General features: G+C 69.7%; 17 protein-coding genes. 5 read left to right on the forward strand and 12 right to left on the reverse strand.

Annotation, left to right across the window (positions count from 1 at the left end):
- Window positions 1–140 precede the first annotated feature (140 nt).
- The 8 genes from BLU81_RS20225 to BLU81_RS20260 all read right to left on the reverse strand — a co-directional run bounded on the left by BLU81_RS20225 (window position 141) and on the right by BLU81_RS20260 (window position 6,243).
- The gene (locus tag BLU81_RS20225; RefSeq protein WP_092546113.1) at window positions 141–1,010 is read right to left on the reverse strand and encodes a TIGR03619 family F420-dependent LLM class oxidoreductase; all 870 of its coding nucleotides are present in this window, start codon (window positions 1,008–1,010) and stop codon (window positions 141–143) included.
- 101 nt (window positions 1,011–1,111) lie between these two features.
- Window positions 1,112–2,245, reverse strand: a complete 1,134-nt coding sequence (locus BLU81_RS20230) for an alpha/beta hydrolase-fold protein (protein ID WP_092546114.1) — start codon at window positions 2,243–2,245, stop codon at window positions 1,112–1,114.
- Window positions 2,246–2,277: 32 nt separating this feature from the next.
- Entirely contained in the window at window positions 2,278–2,901 is a 624-nt protein-coding gene (locus BLU81_RS20235; RefSeq protein ID WP_269461110.1) for a redoxin domain-containing protein, read from the reverse strand.
- Complete coding sequence (locus BLU81_RS20240; RefSeq protein WP_092546116.1) at window positions 2,786–3,127, reverse strand: hypothetical protein; 342 nt, start codon at window positions 3,125–3,127, stop codon at window positions 2,786–2,788. The genes BLU81_RS20235 and BLU81_RS20240 overlap by 116 nt, the downstream gene beginning before the upstream one ends.
- A 130-nt stretch (window positions 3,128–3,257) precedes the next feature.
- Window positions 3,258–4,133 carry a CDP-alcohol phosphatidyltransferase family protein gene (locus BLU81_RS20245; protein WP_092546117.1) on the reverse strand — a complete coding sequence of 292 codons (876 nt, stop codon included), beginning with the start codon at window positions 4,131–4,133 and terminating at the stop codon, window positions 3,258–3,260.
- Window positions 4,134–4,250: 117 nt separating this feature from the next.
- A complete protein-coding gene (locus tag BLU81_RS20250; protein ID WP_092546118.1) occupies window positions 4,251–4,793 on the reverse strand; it encodes a hypothetical protein in 543 nt (180 codons plus the stop codon).
- A complete protein-coding gene (locus tag BLU81_RS20255; protein WP_092546119.1) occupies window positions 4,790–5,539 on the reverse strand; it encodes an ABC transporter permease in 750 nt (249 codons plus the stop codon). The genes BLU81_RS20250 and BLU81_RS20255 overlap by 4 nt, the downstream gene beginning before the upstream one ends.
- Complete coding sequence (locus BLU81_RS20260) at window positions 5,533–6,243, reverse strand: ABC transporter ATP-binding protein (RefSeq protein WP_092546120.1); 711 nt, start codon at window positions 6,241–6,243, stop codon at window positions 5,533–5,535. Before BLU81_RS20260 ends, BLU81_RS20255 begins: the two co-directional genes overlap by 7 nt.
- A 97-nt stretch (window positions 6,244–6,340) precedes the next feature.
- Here BLU81_RS20260 and BLU81_RS20265 point away from each other — a divergent pair, with 97 nt between their 5' ends.
- Together BLU81_RS20265 and BLU81_RS20270 are read left to right on the forward strand one after the other, a co-directional pair.
- Complete coding sequence (locus BLU81_RS20265; RefSeq protein ID WP_197686311.1) at window positions 6,341–7,189, forward strand: sensor histidine kinase; 849 nt, start codon at window positions 6,341–6,343, stop codon at window positions 7,187–7,189.
- Entirely contained in the window at window positions 7,186–7,839 is a 654-nt protein-coding gene (locus tag BLU81_RS20270) for a response regulator (protein WP_092546121.1), read from the forward strand. The genes BLU81_RS20265 and BLU81_RS20270 overlap by 4 nt, the downstream gene beginning before the upstream one ends.
- A 21-nt stretch (window positions 7,840–7,860) precedes the next feature.
- Here BLU81_RS20270 and BLU81_RS20275 read toward each other — a convergent pair whose 3' ends face one another.
- Window positions 7,861–8,496, reverse strand: a complete 636-nt coding sequence (locus BLU81_RS20275; RefSeq protein ID WP_092546122.1) for a DUF4360 domain-containing protein — start codon at window positions 8,494–8,496, stop codon at window positions 7,861–7,863.
- 248 nt (window positions 8,497–8,744) lie between these two features.
- On the opposite strand from BLU81_RS20275, the gene BLU81_RS20280 reads away from it, so the two are divergent.
- Complete coding sequence (locus BLU81_RS20280) at window positions 8,745–9,101, forward strand: nuclear transport factor 2 family protein (RefSeq protein ID WP_157751696.1); 357 nt, start codon at window positions 8,745–8,747, stop codon at window positions 9,099–9,101.
- Here the strand turns inward: BLU81_RS20280 and BLU81_RS20285 are convergent.
- Genes BLU81_RS20285 through BLU81_RS20295 form a run of 3 tightly spaced genes read right to left on the reverse strand, consistent with a single transcriptional unit; the run spans window position 9,094 to window position 13,134 of the window.
- Window positions 9,094–10,791 (reverse strand): glycerol-3-phosphate dehydrogenase/oxidase, encoded by a 1,698-nt coding sequence (locus tag BLU81_RS20285; RefSeq protein WP_092546124.1) that lies wholly within the window; start codon window positions 10,789–10,791, stop codon window positions 9,094–9,096. The genes BLU81_RS20280 and BLU81_RS20285 overlap by 8 nt on opposite strands.
- 2 nt (window positions 10,792–10,793) lie before the next feature.
- Window positions 10,794–12,299 carry a glycerol kinase GlpK gene (glpK, locus tag BLU81_RS20290; RefSeq protein WP_092546125.1) on the reverse strand — a complete coding sequence of 502 codons (1,506 nt, stop codon included), beginning with the start codon at window positions 12,297–12,299 and terminating at the stop codon, window positions 10,794–10,796.
- Entirely contained in the window at window positions 12,292–13,134 is an 843-nt protein-coding gene (locus BLU81_RS20295; RefSeq protein WP_092546126.1) for an MIP/aquaporin family protein, read from the reverse strand. Before BLU81_RS20295 ends, glpK (BLU81_RS20290) begins: the two co-directional genes overlap by 8 nt.
- Window positions 13,135–13,258: 124 nt before the next feature.
- On the opposite strand from BLU81_RS20295, the gene BLU81_RS20300 reads away from it, so the two are divergent.
- Entirely contained in the window at window positions 13,259–14,011 is a 753-nt protein-coding gene (locus tag BLU81_RS20300) for an IclR family transcriptional regulator (protein WP_092546127.1), read from the forward strand.
- Window positions 14,008–15,504, forward strand: a complete 1,497-nt coding sequence (glpK, locus tag BLU81_RS20305) for a glycerol kinase GlpK (RefSeq protein ID WP_092546128.1) — start codon at window positions 14,008–14,010, stop codon at window positions 15,502–15,504. The genes BLU81_RS20300 and glpK (BLU81_RS20305) overlap by 4 nt, the downstream gene beginning before the upstream one ends.
- Window positions 15,505–15,660: the final 156 nt, after the last annotated feature.

Raw genomic sequence — 15,660 nt, forward strand, 5'->3', positions numbered from 1 at the left:
CCTTCCCCGGGGTTCCGCTGCCGGTGGGGAAGGGTCAGAATCGCGTATCAGCGCCGGAAAACACGCACACGGGAGCCGCCACTGGGGGCAGCTGCAGACCGGGCGTGAACATGACTGACACCGTAGTTCCCGTCTCCGGTTCAGGCGACCGAATTTCCCGGCAGGGCGAAGCGTTCGGCCAGGGCTGACATCTCGTCCCACTGTTCGGTGTGGTCCGCGGAGGTCACGTTGACCACCAGCCGGGTGACGCCTTCGGCTGCCAGGGACTCTGCCCGCTCCGGTGTGGTCGAGATCGACGCCCACCTGGTGTATTCCAGCGCGCCGGGGTCCCGCCCGGCCGCCGCGGCTTCGGCTCGGGCCAGGTCTAGCTGGGCGGCGCGTTCCGACGGGCTCAGCATGCCGCCGGGGAAGTATCCGTCGCCGCGTCGTCCGGCTCGGCGGGCGGCGGCCCGGCTGGATCCGCCGACGTGAATCGGCAGGGTGGACACGCCGTACGGTTGCGGGAAGCTGCACAGGTCGTCGAAGTCGAAGTGTTCGCCGTGGTAGCTGACCCCGTCGGCAGCGCCGGACCACAGCAGCCGGAGCACATCGATGGCCTCGTCGGCTCGCCGGCCGCGGGAGTGGTAGTCGACGCCGACGGCCCGTGCCTCGCCGGGCAGGCTGCCCACCCCGATGGTGAGCAGGCGCATCCGGCCCCGGGAGAGCACGTCGACGGTGGCGAGTCGTTTCGCCAGGACGACCGGGTGCTGGTACGGCAGCAGCAGTACGCCGGTGCCGAGCAGGATCCGGCTGGTCGCGGCGGCGACGAAACTGAGCGCGTCGAGCGGGTCGACCAGCGGCAGGTCGGTCGGCAGTTCCATGGTGCCGAGCATCGCGCCGCGGTACAGCACGACGTGTTCGGGCATGTACAGCGCTTCGAAGCCGCACGCTTCAGCGTGCTGCGCGAAGGTGAGCAGGTGTTCGGGGTCGACGCCCAGTGCGGCGGTGCTGTAACTGATCGCGAACTTCAAGACCGATCTCCATCGCCGGCGGGTGCTGGACGGTGGGCACGGTAGAGGTTGCCGCCGGTGTCAAGGCAACCGGCGGGGCTCGGCGAACGCCCGCGGGTTTGTCATCGCGGCGCCGTGACCGCCAGAAGGCCGTCGGCGAAAGTCCGGCGCCAGTTCACGTAATCGTGGGCGCCGGTGTATTCGGACCAGGTCACGTCGAAGCCACGGGCCCGGAGTGCGTCGCGCATGCGGCGGCTCACCTGGACCATGGTGGAGCCGCCGGGCAGCGGGCGGTCCTCCAGGATGCCGACGTCCAGGTAGAACCGGGTGCCGGCGGGCGGGACGGCGGTCACCCGGCGGGTGAGCCATTCCGGGTCCTCGCCGGGTGGGGCCCACCAGAAGCTGCCGGACTGGGAGATGGCGGCGCCGAACAGTTCGGGGAGTTCGAGGGCGCCCCAGACGGCGGCGAGGCCACCGCGGGACGCGCCGGCGATCAGGTTGCGGCCGCCGTCCAGGGGCGCGCCGAGGTGGGTGGCGGCCCACGGCATCAGTTCGCCGGACAGAAAGTCCCGCATCTCGGGGACGGCGGAGAGGTGGTCGTCGCGGGTGTCGTCCGGCAGGTGCACGAAGATCGTGGTCAGCGGCGGGATGCGGCCGGCGGCGGTCAGGTTCTCCAGGGTCTCCGGGATCCGCAACACCTTCTGGGCGTTGTAGGCGTCGAAGACGACGAGCACGGGCTGTCCGGTGCCGGGCCGATGGATGGTGAGGTGCCGGTCGCCACCGAAGGCCTCACTGTGCAGGATCTCCGGCTGCCCGGCGACGGACGAGGCGGCGACGCCGAGCCACGGCTCGGCGGGAGCGCCGGGCAGTTCCAGCAGGGACGCCCAGCCCTCCTGATCGGCCGGGTCGACGGGGTCGGCCGGGAAGTGCACACGCCGGGGGTTGCCGGGGTCGACGTGCCGGAGCCCGCTGCCGCCGCTGGTGGCGGGCGTGGCCGGGTCGTCGTCGTGGGCCAGGTAGTAGACGGTCCGCAGGTCGGCGGGCAGGACCCGGGCCAGGTACCAGATGTCCGTACCGGGTAGCCGGGTCAGCTCGTCCCACAGGCCCCAGCACAACCGGGTGCCGATGGCGTCGCCGCGCCACAGGAACGTGACCAGGCACTGGCCGTCGTCCCGGGGTTCGATGACGGGCAGGCCGGAGGCGGTGATCTCGGTCCAGAGGCCGGGGTCGGCGGTGAGCCGGTCGATGATTCCCACCCGCGCGAGCGTTTCAGCGCCGCAGGTACATGTCAATACGTCGATGGATTGGTGAGGCACCGGACGGTGTCGATGACCCGGCCGGGCGGGATCGGGCCGGACCAGCCGGCCCGCACCTCGGCGAAGCGCACCACACCGGCCCGGTCGACGACGACCACCGACGCGAACGGCAGCACGGACCGGCCGGTGCCGAGGACCACGTCGGCACCGGGGTGGCCGAAGCCGATGTTGAGCGCGTCGATCAGCACGTGCCGCGGGTCGGAGGCGACCAGGTAGCCGAGTTCCTCGCGGTGCTTGACCGCGGCCAGCCGCTGGGAAGCTTGCGGGCTGACCGCGACCAGGTGAGCGCCGAGCCGGGGGAGCTCGGGCTGGAGGTGGGCCCGGTAGGAGCGGAGTGCGGCATCGCAGGCCGGCGATCCCGCATAGCGGACGAGGGCGAGGACGAGAGGTCCGGTGCCGAGCATCCGGTCGAGGTGGATCGGCCCGAGGTCACGGTACCCATTAAACCGGCAGGAGATGCAGGGTCTGGTGACCGGAGATCTACCGGGGGCCGACCAGGTCCCGGACGGATTGGCCGGAGTCGCCGAGCCAGCCGGCCAGGGACTCCAGCGGGGCGGACAGCGCCTGACCCGCGTGGTCGAGAGCCCCGGAGGCAGCGAGCGCCAGGGCCAGCCGCTCCAGGCAGCCGGTGATCCGCCGGCGGTCCGGGTCGGCTTCGAGCAGGGCGACCTCGGTCTCGCTGATCTCCTGGTGAGCCTTCGCGGCGGTGTCGTCAGGCAACGGCAGGACGTCCAGGACCCGGCGGATCCGCGCCAGCTCCGCCAGCAGGTGAGCGTGGGCCGGGGCGATGGTCGGAGCCGTCTGGTTCGTGGCGTTGAGCATTCGTTCTCCCTGACTGTCGCGGCATTGGGAACAGTATTTGCCGAGTCTAGGGACAAAACGCCTGGACGGTAAGGAAACACCGAGGAGAATCCCCGGCGGAGATCCGCCGGGGTTCCGAACACTGTGGACTTTAGAGGACGACGGAGAGCTGCGGCTGCTGAAGCTTGGCCATCCGACGGGTGAAGGTCTTCGTGGTGGTCCAGAGCTTGTAGACCAGCAGTGCCTCGAACGCCACCAGCAGGAGGCCGGACGCGACGGTCACCACCGCGATCTGGCCGGTGATCGGGCCGACGATGAACACGAACATCATGAACTCGATGCCGCTGAACAGGTGCGCGCGGATCCGGTGCCGCAGCAGGAAGTTGCGGACCCGTACGAAAGCGCTGAACTTCGTCTTGAAGTCCCCGTGCACGTCGATGCGGGCCGGAGCGACCGGCTGACCGATCTCGATCTCCTCGTCGCTCTCCTCGATGTACTCGACCGGCGTGGACCCGGTCACCTCCAGGATCCGCTCCTTCATGGTCAGCTTGACCTTCTGCATCTGCAGCGCGTTCAGGTAGCGGAACATGTCGAGAAAGATCACGAACGTGGCCAGCCAGAGATAGACGGTCTCCCCGGTGGCGTGCCACTGCCCGCCGAACATGGCCAGAGCGCAGGTCAGCACCCGGAGCCGGTCGAACACGTAGTCCAGCCACGTACCGAACAGCGATCCGGTCCCGTTCAGCCGGGCGATCTTGCCGTCCATGCAGTCCAGCACGAACGCCAGGTGATAGAGCAACGCCCCGAGGAGCAGCCCCGGATAGCTCGCCTGCCAGAACGCCGCCGCGGCGCCGAGTCCCAGTACGAAGGCACCGAAACTGAGCAGATTGGGGGTGACCCACTTCCATGGGGACACCAGCTGGACGAGGGGACCGGCGAGCGGATCCACCAGCCACACCGTCCACCAGGCATCCCGGCGCTTATAGGTGCGCTCACGAACCTCCGCGAGCGAGGGGCGCTGCGACATCGCAATGTCTCCTTGAGTAGGACAGCACGAGGGCGCTCACGTGAACACCACGTGTACGAGGGGGGTGGGCCTCGTGCTGGCCGCATGAAACCACGCTCCGTCAAGGGCATCACGACCTCAAACCTCCCGGCGGGTGAACACCGCGCCCGCGACCAGGACGATCATGCTGGTACAGGCCCAGACGGGCACTTCGAGGACGATTTCCGGCAGGTGCGGGCGGACCACCGGAAGACCGATTTCGTACGCGGTGAGAAGCGCCCCCGTGGCGCCCACCGGATGCCGCAGAATCGTTCCCACCCCGGCCGCCAGGAGCACGTCGAGCACCAGCCGCCCGCTCCCCGCCGGCTCCCCGGCGAGAACCGCCGCCACCAGTACCGCGGGCGCGGCCGTCACCGCCAGGGCGGCGAACTTCGCCACCGCCAGCAGGGGCCGCCGGGGCACCGCCAGCAGACTCGCCCGGATCTGGCCGCCGCCCTGGTACTCCTGCCCGGCCGCCAGCACCCCCAGCACCAGGAAGCCCACCTGGCTGTAGACCAGCACCCCGCCCGGCGGCCCGGCGAGCCGCAACAGACCGGTGGCCGCCCAGGTCAGCATCACGGTGAGAGCCAGCGACGGCAGCGTGACCAGCTTGATCACCTCCGCGACGACGGCCCGGATCACGCCTGCCGCCTCTGCGACACCCGGACGGCCAGCGCGAGCAGCCCCGCCACCCAGGCGAGCATCACCAGCCCGGCGGTGACCGGGTGGATCCGGACGTCCCCGAACTCGGACAGGTACATGTGCTTGCCCACGATGTCCGGCAGGTAGGCGCCGAGCGGCGTCACCTTCATCAGCAGCCACGACACCGACACCACCGAGGCGTTCACGATCAGCAGGGTGAGCGTGACGATGCCGTTGCGGAAGATCAGGGTCAGCGCGTACGACAGCAGGCCCAGCAGCATCCAGTCGAGCACCGCCGCGGCCACCCGCAGGGGTTCCGCCACCGGATGGAACCCGCCGTGTTCGGCCTCGACCAGCAGCAGCGTCACCACCGCCGTGATCGTGCCCTGCACCGCCACGACCAGGGTCAGCGCGATCCCTTTGGCGGCGATCAGCCGGGGCCGCCGGGGCGCGGCCAGCAGGGTGGTGATCAGCTGCCGGCCGTCCGGCGAGTCCTCCCCAGTCGGCGTGTACTCGCTGCTCACCACGACCACGCCGAGGATGACGGCGCCGAGCATCCCGATCTGGATGCTGTTGTACGCCAGGTCGGCGGTGGACCCGTAGCTCCCGTCCTCGATCGCCGCCTGGACCGGCCCGGCGTTCAGCAGGGTCAGCAGCGGGGCGACCAGGGTACCCAGCGCGAGGCCCACCCAGGCGGTCGGCAGCCCGAGCAGTTTCAGCAGCTCGGCCCGGATCAGGTTCACCACGACGAGCCCTCCCCCGCGGTGTACGCGAGGAAGGCGTCCTCCAGCGTGGGGTGCCTGGCGACCACCTCGGCGAGGGTGCCGCCGGCGACCACCCGGCCGCCGTCGATGATCACCACGTCGTCGGCGGTCTCGGCCAGTTCGCCCATCAGGTGGCTGGAGAGCAGCACGGTCCGGCCCTGCGCCGCGCTGTCCCGCAGGAACGTGCGCATCCAGCGGATACCGGCCGGGTCGAGGCCGTTGATCGGCTCGTCCAGGATGAGCACCCGCGGGTCGCCGAGCAGGGCGGTGGCCAGGCCGAGCCGGCGGCTCATGCCGAGCGAGAACTTCCCGGCCCGTCTACCGGCGTCGGCGGTCAGCCCGACGATCTCCAGCACCTGGTCGACCCGGGCCCGGGACAGGCCGTTGCTGGCGGCCACCCAGCGCAGGTGGGCACGCGCCGTCCGGGACCGGTGGGCGCCACTGCCGTCGAGCAGCGCCCCGGCCACGATGAGCGGGCGGTCCCAGGCGGCGTAGGGCCGGCCGTCGATCAGGGCGGTGCCGACCTGGGGGCGGTCCAGGCCGAGCAGCAGCCGCAGGGTGGAGGTCTTGCCCGCCCCGTTGGGCCCGAGGAAGCCGGTGACCCGGCCGGGCCGGGCGCTGAAGGTCACCTCGTGCAGGATCCGGGTCCTACCCCGGACCCTGGTGAGGCCGTCGATCGAGATCATGCGAGCAGTCAACCGGCGGCTCCGGCCGGGCACATCGGACCACGATCCGATCTGGGCGGGACGTCTAGGACCCAGGTCTGAGAACTACAGTCGGGGCGTGCGAGAGCTTCCCCGGCCGGCCTGGCGCAACCGCGCGGTCCCGTTGATCGCCCTGGTCGCGGTGGTGTTGATGCTGGCCATGTGCACGGTCGGCGTCCAGGGCCCGGTGGCCCGGTTCGTTCCGGTGGTGATCGGCGGGGGCGCGGCCGCGGCGGCGGTCTGGGCGGTGCGCCGGTGGCGGTCCGACCGGGCGGCGTACGAGCGGCGCCTCACCGAGTGGGCGGCCACCGAGGCGGTGCTCGCCGAGCGGCTGCGGATCGCCCGGGACCTGCATGATCTGGTCTCGCACGGACTGGGCCTGATCACCGTGCGGGCGGCGGCCACCCGGCACCTGGAGCAGTCGGCACAGATCCGGTCGGCGCTCGGCGACATCGAGGAGACCAGCCGGGACGCGACCGCCGAGTTGCGCCGGATGCTGACCGTGCTGCGCGAGCCGGAGGTGGTGCCGCGAGCCCCGGCGGACAGTCTCGCCACCCTGCCGGAGATCGTCCGGGCCGCGGGCACGGCCGGGTTGCGCCCGAGCCTGGCCGCCGGCGAGCTGGGTGAGGTGTCACCGGGGGTGCAGGTGGCGATCTGCCGGACGGTCCGGGAAGGGCTGGCCAATGTGGCCCGGCACGCCGGTCCGGCGCAGGTGGCGGTGCGGGTGCGCCGGGACGGCCGGCACGTGGTGGTGACGGTGGCCGACGGCGGCCCGGCACAGGGGTGGCGGCCCGTTCCGGGTGCCGGGCACGGGCTGGCCGGATTGCGGGAACGGGTCGGCTCCCTGGACGGCAGCCTGGTCGCCGAACCGGTGGACGGCGGATTCCATCTGACGGCACGGATCCCGGACGGGGTTCGTACCGGATGAGGGTCTTGATCGTCGATGATCAGTCACTGCTGCGGCAGAGCCTCGCGGTGATCCTGGACCAGCAACCGGACCTGACCGTGGTGGGGCAGGCCGGGGACGGCGCCGAGGCGGTGCCGCTGGCCCGGGCGACCCGGCCGGACGTGGTGCTGATGGACGTGCGGATGCCCGGGGTGGACGGTCTGGAGGCGACCCGGCGGATCTGCGCGGACCCGGTGCTGGCCGGGACCCGGGTGCTGGTGCTCAGCATGTTCGAGCTGGACGAGTACGTCTACGAGGCGTTGCAGGCGGGCGCGTCCGGGTTCCTGCTGAAGGATGCCCGGCCGGAGGATCTGGTGGAGGCGGTGCGCCGGACCGGGCGCGGGGAGTCGCTGTTCGCGCCGTCGATCCTGACCCGGCTGATCGCGCACTATGTGGCCGCACCCCGGCCGGATCGTCCGGCCGGGGCGGTGCGGCGGCTCACCCCGCGTGAGGTCGAGGTGCTCGCGCTGATCGGAAACGGTCTCGCCAACGACGAGATCGCCGCCGCTCTGGTCATCGCGGTGAAGACGGTGAAGACCCACATCACCCATCTGCTGGCGAAACTGCACGCCCGGGACCGGGCCCAGCTGGTGATCGCGGCGTTCAACGCGGGACTGGTTCATCCCCGCTGAGAAACAACGGGCCGAGAAGGATCAGACCGGGCACTTCTGCCAGGACACCCGGTAGATCGTTTCCAGATTGCCGTCGGCGGAGTCCATGGTGATGAAACTGGTAGTGCCTTTAGGCGCCTTGTCGGCGAACACCTTCAGTTCCGTGTTGATGTTGAGATAGCGTTTGTCGCCGCACGGCAGGAACGACGTCGAGACGAGCGGCACCTTGTCGGTGATCTGCCACTCGTCGTCCCAGAAACCGTCGAACCGGTTCTGGCTCTTGGTGGTGCTCGACTTGCCCTGGAAGTAGTAGAACGCCGTCTCCTGGGCGAACGCGCCCTTCTCCAGCCGGGCGTAGCCGCGGTAGTCGGCGGTCGCCACCGCGTAGGTGAAGCCCTCCGGCACCTTGACGTCCAGGGAGAGCTGGCACTGCTTGCGGTAGTCGAGTGGTTTCGCCTCCGGCCCCACCTGGGCGATGAAGTTGCTGTACGCCACGGTGAACGCCTTGTTGTCCGGGGACACCGTCACCACGGCGGTGCCCTTCGGACAGCCGGATCCGTTGGCCGACACCACCGCGATCTCCATCTGCTCGGGTGGTGGCGGAGCGCTCTGCAAGGTGGCCGCCGGTGCGCTCAGGGACGTGAGCATCATGGCCCCGGCGGTGATCGCGCTCAACATGGTCTGCCTCCTGAAATGTACTGATAAGTGCATGGAATCGCGCCGCTGAAAAACGTACTTTTCCGCGGTCGGACAGCGCAGGAGATAGCCCGATGAAACGCCTGGCAGTGGGGTTCGGGAGGGTTTATTGCCCGTCCGGGCGCACCGCGACCGGCCGTCCGGGCAGATTCTCGAAGAACCGGCACGAGACGATTCGATCAATGCTACGAACCCTCGACACGGCAGCCCGCCGATGGAACGGTGGGAACATGACTGACATCGATACCGCGGAAGAGAACAAGAGACGTTTTCTGGACGCGTTCAGCCGCTTCGCCGCCGGTGACGTCGAGGTGCTGCGCGAGATCCTCCGGGCGGACTTCCTCTCGCACACCCCGGGCGCGCCGGCCGGGCGGGACGCCTGGATCGAGTTCATCGTGAACTCCCCGATCGCCGGCGCCCAGCTCGACCTGCAGCACGTCATCGCGGACGCCGAATTCGTGGTCGCCCACTACGGCCTGATCCCGATCGACACCCCACCCGAGGACGTCGTCGACATCTGGCGCTTCGAAGACGGCCTGATCGTCGAGCACTGGGACGTGAGCCGCCCGTCCGTGCCGGTCAGCTGACCCTTATCGGGACGACGCCGGGGGCGCCGAGGCGGGCGGCGTCGGCCGTCTCGTCGTCCTGCTGCTCCTGGGAGGCCCGCTCGGCCTCCACCCGCAGCCGGTAATGCTCCACCTCACGATCGCGTTGTTCGGCGGACCAGCCGAGGACCCGGCCCATCAGGTCGGCGGCGTGCGGGGCGGCGACGACCCCGCGGTCGAAGGTCTCGATCGAGATCCGGGTCCGCCGGGTCAGCACGTCCACCAGGTGCCGGGCCCCCTCGGCCGCGGCCGCGTAGACGAACTCGGCCCGCAGGTAGTCGTCGGCGCCCTCGATCGGCCGGCCCAGGCCGGGGTCCTCGCGGATCAGCGCGAGCAGGTCGTGGACCAGCGAACCGTACCGGCCGAGCAGGTGTTCGATCCGGGCCACGTGCAGGCCCGACTCGGCGGCGAGCAGGCCACGCCGGTTCCACAGCGCCGGATAGCCGTCGGCGCCCAGCAGCGGGATCCGGTCGGTGACCGAACGGGGCACCCGCCGGCCGAGGCTGTGCACGCAGGCGTCGACGGCGTCCTTGGCCATCACCCGGTACGTCGTGTACTTGCCACCGGCCACCACCACCAGCCCCGGAACCGGGCTGCTCACCGAATGCTCCCTCGACAGCTGGGAGGTGGACTCGGACTCCCCGGTCAGCAGCGGGCGCAGACCGGCGTAGACGCCCTGCACGTCGGCGCGTTCCAGCGGGGTGGCGAGCACCTTGTTGACCTCGGTCAGCAGATAGTCGATGTCCTTCGCTGAGGCGGCCGGATGCTCCTTGTCCAGAGCCCAGTCGGTGTCGGTGGTGCCGATGATCCAGTGCCGGCCCCAGGGGATGACGAACAGCACGCTGCGCGCGGTCCGCAGGATCACCCCGGTCGACGACCGGATCCGGTCCCGGGGCACGACCAGGTGGATACCCTTGGAGGCGCGGACGTGGAACTGGCCCCGCTCCCCCACCAGCGACTGGGTGTCGTCGGTCCACACCCCGGTCGCGTTGATCACCTGCCGGGCCCGGATCTCGAACGTGCGGTCGTGTTCCAGATCGGTCACCCGGACCCCGGTGACTCTCTCGCCCTCCCGCAGGAAACCGGTGACCGCGACCCGCGAGGCCACGTGGGCCCCGTGGGACGCCGCGGTCCGGGCCAGGAACATCGTGTGCCGGGCGTCGTCGACCTGCGCGTCGTAGTACTGCAACGCCCCGACCAGCGAGTCCTTGCGCAGAGCCGGGGCGGCCCGCAGAGCGCCACGGCGGGTCAGGTGGCGATGACGCGGCAGCGCTCCGGAGAACGCCATCGTGTCGTAGAGGGTGACACCCGCACCGGCGTAGAGGCGCTCCCAGGCGCGGTGCTTGAGCGGGTAGAGGAACCGGACCGGCCGGGCCAGGTGCGGGGCGAGCCGGCGCAGGATCAGGTCCCGCTCCCGCAGCGCCTCGCGGACCAGCCCGAAGTCCAGCATCTCCAGGTATCGCAGGCCGCCGTGCAGGAGTTTGCTGGACCGGCTGGAAGTGCCGGAGGCGAGGTCACGCGCCTCGACGAGGCCCACGGTCAGTCCCCGTGTGACCGCGTCGAGCGCGCAACCCGCCCCGACCACTCCCCCACCGATCACCAGGACGTCGAGTTCCCGGGCCGCGAGTGCCGTCAGAGCCGAGTCCCGGTACGAAGGAGAAAGGTCCGTCATGGTCAGTCCACATCCACCCAGTCGAGGGTCCGCTGCACCGCCTTCTTCCACTTCCCGAAGCCGGTGTCCCGCTGTTCGGCCGACCACTGTGGCTGCCAGCGCTGCGACTCGTTCCAGTTCTCCCGCAGCTCGTCGGTGTTCTTCCAGAACCCCACGGCCAGACCGGCGGCGTACGCGGCACCCAGCGCTGTGGTCTCCGCGACCACCGGACGGCTGACCGGCACGCCGAGCACGTCCGCCTGGATCTGCATGCACAGGTTGTTGACGGTGATGCCGCCGTCGACCTTCAGCACGTCCAGGGTCACCCCGGAGTCCTGCGCCATCGCGTCGACCACGTCCCGGGTCTGGTAGCAGATCGCCTCCAGGGTGGCCCGGGCGATGTGCGCGTCGGTGTTGAACCGTGACAGGCCGACGATCGCGCCCCGGGCGTCGGAGCGCCAGTAGGGGGCGAACAGGCCGGAGAACGCCGGGACGAAGTAGACGCCGCCGTTGTCCTCGACCCGTGCGGCCAGGGTTTCGCTCTCCGCCGCCGAGTTGATGATGTGGAGCTGGTCGCGCAACCACTGCACGGCCGAGCCGGTCACCGCGATCGCCCCCTCCAGGGCGTAGACCGGCGCGGCGTCACCGAATTTGTAGCAGACGGTGGTGAGCAGGCCGTGCTCCGACCGTACGAGATCGGTCCCGGTGTTGAGCAGCATGAAGTTGCCCGTGCCGTAGGTGTTCTTCGCTTCGCCGGGGCTGAAGCAGACCTGCCCGACGGTGGCGGCCTGCTGGTCGCCGAGGTCGCCGGTCAGTGGGACGTCGCCGCCGAGCGGGCCTTCGATGTGCGCCTGACCGTAGCCGTTCGGGTCCGACGACGGCCGGATCTCCGGGAGCATCGCACGCGGAATGTTGAAGAACGACAGCAGTTCGTCGTCCCAGTCGAGCGTTTCCAGGTTCATCAACATGGTGCGGCTGGCGTTCGTCACGTCGGTGACGTGGTTGCCGCGGGTGATGTTCCACAGCAGCCAGCTGTCGGTGTTGCCGAACAAGGCGTCACCACGCTCGGCGGCCTCCCGCACGCCGTCGACGTTCTCCAGGATCCACTGGATCTTGCCGCCGGAGAAGTACGTGGCCGGCGGCAGCCCGGCCTTGCGCCGGATCACGTCGCCACGGCCATCACGATCAAGAGCGGAGGCGATCCGGTCGGTACGGGTGTCCTGCCACACGATCGCGTTGTAGTAGGGCCGCCCGGTCCGCCGGTCCCACACCACCGTGGTCTCGCGCTGGTTGGTGATCCCGACCGCGGCCAGGTCCCGCGCCGCCAGGTTCGCCTTCTGCATCGCGGTCCGGACCACGGTGACGGTGCGGTCCCAGATCTCCAGCGGGTTGTGCTCCACCCAGCCGGCCTGCGGCAGGATCTGCTCGTGCTCCAGCTGGTGCCGGGCCACCTCGTTACCGCCATGATCGAAAATCATGAAACGGGTGCTGGTGGTGCCCTGATCCACTGCCCCCACGAAGTCAGCCACGGTTAGCCTCCACGCTCGTCTCTTCTCTCGGTGCCGGGACGCGACCCGGCTCCGGCGGCTCCGCCGACGGCAGGAACCGCCCGATCAGAGTCTGATACAAACCGGCGCCCACGATGCCACCGATGATCGGCCCGACTATCGGGATCCAGAAGTAGAGGTACCCGTTCTGATCCCGGAACGCCCCCTCGTAGCCGGTCAGGAAGCTGGCGAGTCGCGGGCCGAAGTCACGGGCCGGGTTGATCGCGTACCCCGCGTTGGTGCCCCAGGCCATCCCGATCGCGACCACCAGCAGGCCGATCACCACCGGGCCGAGGTTGGCGGCGGGCGCCGTGTTGTCCAGGTCGGTCAGGGCGAGGATGACGAAGAGCAGGATGGCCGTACCGATGATCTGGTCCCGGAAAGCGCCCCACTCGCCGACCGGGAGCGTCCCGTTGCCCGGCAGCGTCGAGAAGACGCCCTGGGTCTTGATCGTCAGTTCAGGATCCGCGGCCCGCAGCACCTCGGCGTAGTTCCAGCGCACCAGCAGCGCGGCGACGAACGCGCCGAGCGTCTGGGCGAGTGCGTAGGGGGCCACCTTGCGCCAGGAGAAGCCCTTGAAGACGGCGAGCGCGATCGTCACCGCCGGGTTGAGGTGCGCGCCGCTGACCCGGGCCGCGACGTAGACGCCCAGCGTGACACCCAGGCCCCAGGCCCAGGCGATGCTGTCGTGGTCACCGATGCCGGCGGCGGCCACCTGCGCCACCACGCCCACACCGAAGAGAATCAGGATCATCGTGCCGGCGAACTCGGCGGCCAGTTCACCGGCGAGTCCTGGAACTTTGAGTCGTGGAGCCATGCTCCCTCCCTCTGTCGATGCCTGGGACGTTAGGGAGGTGGCCGGTACGGGGCAATGAACACCGGTCGGCATTGTCGAACATCAATCACTGCGCGCTGTCACACCGTGGCATAGAGTCCGAAACATGCCCGGAACGGTGCAGTCGATCGAACGAGCGGCCGCGATCCTGCGGACGCTCGCCGGTGGGCCGGGCCGGCTCGGCCTCAGTGAGATCGCCCGCACCCTGGACCTGGCCAAGGGCACCACCCACGGCATCCTGCGGACGCTGCAACTGGTCGGGTTCGTGGAACAGGACCGGGTGTCCGGGCAGTACCAGCTCGGCGGTGCCCTGCTCCACCTCGGCACCAGTTTCCTGGACATCAACGAACTCCGGTCCCGATCGATCGTCTGGGCCGACCCGCTCGCCGCCCGCAGCGGCCAGGCCGTCCGGATCGGCACCGTACTGGAAGGCCGGGTCCTCGTCGTCCACCACGTCTTCCGGCCCGATGACACGTTCCAGACCCTGGACGTCGGGGCGCTACTGCCGTTGCACGCGACCGCCCTCGGCAAAGTGCTGCTCGCGTATCGGGCCGGGAGCCCCGTACCGGACCTGGAAGGCTTCACCCGGTCCACCCTCACCGACCCGCGGGCGCTCGCCGCCGCGCTGGAGGGGGTCCGCGAGGCCGGATGGGCGTACGAGATCGAGGAGTTCCTGCTCGGTCAGGCCGCCGTGGCCGCGCCGATCCGGGGCTACGGCGGCCTGGTCGTCGGGGCGATCGGGGTGTCCGGGCCGGTCGACCGGCTCTGCGACAGCCACTATCAACCCCTTTCCGGCCTCGTCGGGTACGTCCGGGACGCGGCTCGCGCGATATCCCGGGATCTGGGGGCGACCCGATGACCGAGTCTTACGTCGTGGCGATCGACCAGGGCACCACCTCGACCCGGTGCATCGTCTTCGACCGGCGGGGGCAGGTGGTGTCGCTCGCCCAGCAGGAGCACAAGCAGCACTTCCCCAAGCCCGGGTGGGTCGAACACGACGCGATGGAGATCTGGCGCAATGTGGAACGCCTCGCGCCTCGGGTGTTGCAGCGGGCCGGGATCTCGCTGTCGCAGGTGGCGGCGCTGGGTATCGCCAATCAACGGGAGACCACAGTCATCTGGGATCGTCTGACCGGGGTTCCGATCGGGCGGGCGATCGTCTGGCAGGACACCAGGACCGATGCCCTGGTGCACTCGCTCACCGACTCCTATCGCTCTTCGGACATTTCTGATATTTCGGGCCTGCCGTTCGCGACGTATTTCTCCGGGCCACGGCTGCGGTGGATGCTCGACCACACACCCGGACTGCTCGCCCGCGCCCGACGAGGCGAAGTGCTGTGCGGAACCATGGAGACCTGGCTGATCTGGAACCTCACCGGCCGGGCCCAGCACGTCACCGACGTCACCAACGCCAGCCGCACCATGCTGCTCGACGTCCACACCCTCGACTGGTCCCCGCAGTGCCTGGACTTCTTCGGGATCCCGCGCGCGATGCTGCCCGAGGTCCGGCCGTCGATCGGCGCCTTCGGCACCGCCACCGAGGCGTTTCCGGGCGTACGGATCGGCGCGGCCCTGGGCGACCAGCAGGCGGCACTGTTCGGGCAGACGTGCTTCAACCCGGGCGAGGCCAAGTGCACGTACGGCACCGGCAGTTTTCTGCTGCTGAACACCGGCACCGAACTGGTCCGCTCCGAACACGGCCTGCTCACCACGGTCGCCTACCAGATCAAAGGCGAACCGGCGGCGTACGCCCTGGAAGGCTCGATCGCGATCACCGGCTCGCTGGTCCAATGGTTCCGCGACCAACTGGAACTGATCTCCAGCGCCCCCGAGATCGAAACCCTGGCCCGCACGGTCGCCGACAACGGCGGCTGCTACATCGTGCCGGCGTTCTCCGGCTTGTACGCCCCTCACTGGCGCAGCGAGGCCCGGGGTGTGATCGTGGGCCTGACCTCGTACATCACCAAAGGTCATCTGGCTCGTGCCGTCCTGGAGGCGACCGCCTGGCAGACCCGCGAGGTGGTCGACGCGATGAACACCGACTCCGGCCTGACCCTGACCACGCTGCGCACCGACGGCGGCATGACCGCCGACAACCTGCTGATGCAGATGATCGCCGACGTCCTGGACGTGCCGGTGGTCCGCCCCCTGGCGGTGGAGACGGTGTCCTTGGGCGCCGCGTACGCCGCCGGCTTGGCCGTCGGCTACTGGCCCGACCTGGACGACCTCCGCCGCAACTGGCACATAGCCGGCCAGTGGCTCCCCGCCATGAACCCGTCGACCCGAGACGCGGAATACACCAACTGGCGCCGAGCCGTAGAACGAACCTTCGACTGGATCCAGCCCGATTGACATGCCATTCATGAGATATTTTTCAAGATTCGGACCCCGACGACGGAGATCGATTGACGGCTGCATCATGAGCGAATGCAGAAATCCGCCGGGCAGTGGCGATCTCTACCGGTCATAGCTGGTGGAGCCACACTTGTCGTCTTCGGAATCTTCACC

This window comes from Actinoplanes derwentensis, assembly GCF_900104725.1.
GTDB classification, from domain to species: Bacteria; Actinomycetota; Actinomycetes; order Mycobacteriales; family Micromonosporaceae; genus Actinoplanes; species Actinoplanes derwentensis.